Source organism: Streptomyces sp. NPDC041200 (genome assembly GCF_055591805.1).
Map to the genome: position 1 here is coordinate 51,863 of NZ_JBVIZF010000040.1, position 3,908 is coordinate 55,770.

The 3,908-nt window shown below is 73.4% G+C and carries 4 protein-coding genes; 2 read left to right on the forward strand and 2 right to left on the reverse strand.

The window, feature by feature from the left end:
- The coding region (locus ACZ6CL_RS38120; protein ID WP_468944916.1) for a cyclic nucleotide-binding domain-containing protein at positions 1–757 on the reverse strand (757 nt) is incomplete at its 3' end.
- Between the two features lie 634 nt (positions 758–1,391).
- Between ACZ6CL_RS38120 and ACZ6CL_RS38125 the strand changes: the two genes are divergently transcribed.
- Positions 1,392–2,252: a phosphatidylinositol-specific phospholipase C/glycerophosphodiester phosphodiesterase family protein gene (locus tag ACZ6CL_RS38125; protein ID WP_468944919.1), complete on the forward strand. Its 861-nt coding sequence runs from the start codon at positions 1,392–1,394 to the stop codon at positions 2,250–2,252.
- 121 nt (positions 2,253–2,373) lie between these two features.
- Complete coding sequence (locus ACZ6CL_RS38130) at positions 2,374–2,862, forward strand: GNAT family N-acetyltransferase (RefSeq protein ID WP_468944921.1); 489 nt, start codon at positions 2,374–2,376, stop codon at positions 2,860–2,862.
- Here ACZ6CL_RS38130 and ACZ6CL_RS38135 read toward each other — a convergent pair.
- On the reverse strand, positions 2,843–3,908 hold a 1,066-nt coding region (locus tag ACZ6CL_RS38135; RefSeq protein ID WP_468944924.1), incomplete at its 5' end, for an ROK family protein. The genes ACZ6CL_RS38130 and ACZ6CL_RS38135 overlap by 20 nt on opposite strands.

The window sequence follows — 3,908 nt, forward strand, 5'->3', positions numbered from 1 at the left end:
TCAGCTCGTACTCCGCGAACGTGCCCGCCAGCGTCGGTTCGCCCGCGTGTCCCGAGGACAGCTCGATGGACGCCTCACCGTGCTCGTTCTGCGCGGCCACCGGCGCCGAGCGCACCGCCTCCACATGCGCCCGCAGCTCCCGGGACCGGTCCAGCTGCTCCTCGAACTCCTGCCGGGACAGGGTCAGCGCCGTGCAGGAGGTGACCGCCTTGGCCGTGATGCCCCAGGTGCCGGGCTCGGTGGCGGCCAGCTCCCGCGCGCCGAAGTGGTCACCGCCGGCGGCCGAGCCGACCACCGAGGGCTCGTCGAACGCTCCCTCGGCCAGCTTGTCGACCTTGCCATGGGCGAGCAGGACCAGCTCGTCGGCCGGGTGCCCGGCCTCCACCAGCAGCTCCCCGGGGGCGAACTCGCGCTGGGTGAATCGGTCCGCCAGCGCCTCGAGCACCGCGGCGTCATCGAAGGCGCGCAGCAGCGGCAGTTCGCGCAGCTCGACGGGGATGACCCGGACCGTCGACCCGGTGGTGGTGAACTCCACCCGCCCGTCCCCGAGCGTGTGCGACGCCCGGCGGTTCACCCGGTACGAACCACCCGGAACCTGCACCCACGGCAGCATGCGCAGCAGCCACCGTGAGGTGATGCCCTGCATCTGCGGCACGGACTTTGTCGTCGTCGCCAGGTTCCGTGCCGCCTCCGTGCCCAGGCTCGTGGGCGGCTGCGGATTGCCGATACCGGAACCTGATTCAACGGACGTCGTCATCGTGAATGCTCACCCATCCCTGTACGGACTTGAAGAGATATTCCGGCTCGAAGCAACTGCCAAGCTATCAGCGGACTTTGGGCGGTGCATTCACTCAAAAGAGTGTGCCGCCAAGGGTTTGCGGAATTAGTGCCGGGTGAATACTCCGGTCCCATTCGGGACCGGTCGCCGGGCACCGCAGGGCGCCGCCCAGTCAGCGTGCCCCGTGAGGTCGCCGCGGTGCCCGGCAGCGCCAGTCGGCCGAGCCGGGCCACGTTGTCCGAGCGAGATACTCGGCGCGAGGACGGCGCTGATGCCAAAACGCGGCGCGCGGGCGTCAGCGTGCGCCGGTGCCGCCCCCGGCCGCGTCCGTGCCCACCAGCGCGGCCCACCCCAGGGCCACCGCCACCACTCGCACCCGGATTCCCTGTCCACGTCGTCCCGTCATGGCTCCGTGCCGCCTTTCCGTCAGCCGATCCCGTCGGCAACGGACTTCGCCACCCGCCGCCGGGACCGCGGGAACGGCGTGGAAATGGCCGGGGACCACCTGCGGAACTCTTCGCACACCCCTGCCCACGGGGACCGCGGCCCCCGATACTCACTGCGTCCGACGCGTACATCCGGCACACGCCGGGACGAGAGCCGGGAGGCCCCCATGGTCCGCCGTACACGCCGCGCCTTTGTCGTCACCCTCGGAGCCGCACTCGCGGGCGGCACCGCCGCCCCGGCGTTCGCGGACTCGGCCGGTCCCCGGCCCAAGCCGCCGCTGGCCAGAGCCCACGCGCACAACGACTATGAGCACCCGCGCCCGCTCTTCGATGCCCTGTCCCACGGTTTCGGCAGCGTCGAGGCCGACATCTGGCTGGTGGACGGCCAGTTGCTGGTCGCCCACGACGCGACCGACCTCGACCCCACCCGCACCCTGGAATCCCTGTACCTCGACCCGCTGTTCCAGCGCGTCACCGCGAACCGCGGCCGGGTCTACCGCGGCTACGACCTCTCGCTGCAACTCCTGATCGACCTCAAGACCCCCGGCGAGGCCACCTACCTCGAACTCGCCAAGCGGCTGCGCCGCTACAGCCGCATGTTCAGCACCGCCTACGGCGGCGTCGACGGCGGGGTGCGGCGCGGCGCGGTGACCGCCGTCATATCGGGCGACCGCGGAGCACGCGGCCCCATGGAGGCCGAGAAGGTGCGCCACGCCTTCTACGACGGACGGCTGGAGGACATGGGCACCGGCGTGCCCGCCTCCTTCATCCCGCTCATCAGTGCCGACTGGACGAAAACCTTCACCTGGCAGGGCATCGGCGCGATGCCGCGGGAAGAGCGGGAGAAGCTGTACCAGATCACCGTCGCCGCCCGCGCGGCCCGGCAGAAGGTGCGGTTCTGGGCCACGCCCGACCTGGCGGGCGCGGCGCGCGACGCCGTGTGGCGCGAGCTGCTGGCCGCGCACGTCGACTACCTCAACACCGATGACCTGGCGGGTCTGGAGGACTTCCTGCGCCGCGCTCGCTGACGCGGTCGGTGGCTGACGCGGTCACTCCCTGACACGGCACGGGGATCCTGGCGGGCGGGCCCGGTCGACCCGCGGAATATCGGTTCGCGGGACGCCGGCCCGCTCCGTCATGCTGGCCGTCATGCTCATCAGGACCGCCACCCCCGAGGACTGGCCCGCGATCTGGCCCTTCCTGCACCGCATCGTCGCCGCGGGCGAGACGTACACCTATCCGCGCGACCTGGACGAGGAACGGGCCCGCGACCTCTGGATGCTGACGCCCCCGGGCCGGACCGTCGTCGCCACCGACGCCGACAACCGGGTGCTCGGCTCGGCCAAGATGAACCCCAACCAGATGGGGCCCGGCGCGCACGTGGCGGGCGCCAGCTTCATGGTGGCGCCCGAGAGCGCCGGGCGGGGCGTCGGCCGCGCACTCGGCGAACACGTCCTGGAGTGGGCGCGCGCCGAGGGCTACCAGGCGATGCAGTTCAACGCCGTGGTGGAGGCCAACACCCGGGCGGTCGCGCTGTGGCGCTCACTCGGATTCGAGGTGGTGGGCACCGTACCCAAGGCGTTCCACCATCCGGCGGAGGGCTACGTCGGGCTGCACGTCATGCACCGTTTCCTGTGACCGCGGACGCCTCCCTGAGTCCCGCCGGATCGTCGAGGACGGTCTGCACCACGGAGTGCGCCGCGCCGAGCAGCGGACCGTCCGAGCCCAGCCGCGAGACCGTCACCGCGCCCTGACCGGAGCGCGCCGGGTCCGCGAGCCGCAGCGCCAACTCCCGCTCCAGGGCGGGCAGCAGCCAGGGGGCGAGCGGGGTGAGCGCGCCCCCGAGCACCACCGTGCGCGGGTCGAGGAGGTTCACGGCACCGGCCAGCGCGATACCGAGCGCCGCGCCCGCGTCGCGCAGCGCGCGCCGCACCCGCCGGTCGCCGTCCGCCGCCCGCTCGGCCAGCAGGGCGATCCGGCCGCCGGGTCCGGGGTGCTGGGCCGCGGCCTGCCCGGGGGACAGTCCGCTGGCCCGCAGTACCGCCTCCTCGCCCGCGTACTGCTCCAGACAGCCGCGCCCGCCGCACGCGCACGCGGGCCCCTCGGGCCATACCGGCACATGGCCCAGCTCACCCGCGAAGCCGTGCGTGCCGCGCAGCAGCCGCCCGTCGAGCACGACCGCGGCGCCGATGCCGATTTCGGCCGAGACATGGACGAAATCGTGCGGCGCCGGGTCATGGCCGCCCCGCCACAGCTCGGCGAGCGCCCCGAGGTTGGCCTCGTTGTCGACGGTCAGCGGTAGCCCGGGCAGCGCGGCACGCAGCGCGGGACCGATGTCCACGCCCTCCCAGCCGAGGTTGGGGGCGCGCACCACCAGTGACGAATCGCGCGCCACCAGGCCCGGCACCGCCACCGCGAGCCCGGCCGGTCGCAGCCCCTCGCGCTCGGTCTCCGCCGCCACCTGCCGGACCAGCTCGGCGAGCCGGGCGACCGCCGGGCTCGCGGCGCGGTCCCGGTTCGGCGCCGCCACCTCCGTACGGGCCCGTATCCGGCCGCCCAGGTCCACCGCGCAGACGGCCAGATGGTCCACGCCTATCTCCGCGCCGATCCCGGCCGGGCCGCGCTCGTTGAGCTGTAGCGCGCTGCCGGGGCGGCCGACCGTGCCGGGTCGGGACGGGCCCAGT

Excerpts from the sequence above, each read along its gene's own strand:
- ACZ6CL_RS38125 (WP_468944919.1), top strand. The coding sequence starts at position 1,392 with ATGGTCCGCCGTACACGCCGCGCCTTTGTCGTCACCCTCGGAGCCGCA.
- ACZ6CL_RS38130 (WP_468944921.1), top strand. The coding sequence starts at position 2,374 with ATGCTCATCAGGACCGCCACCCCCGAGGACTGGCCCGCGATCTGGCCC.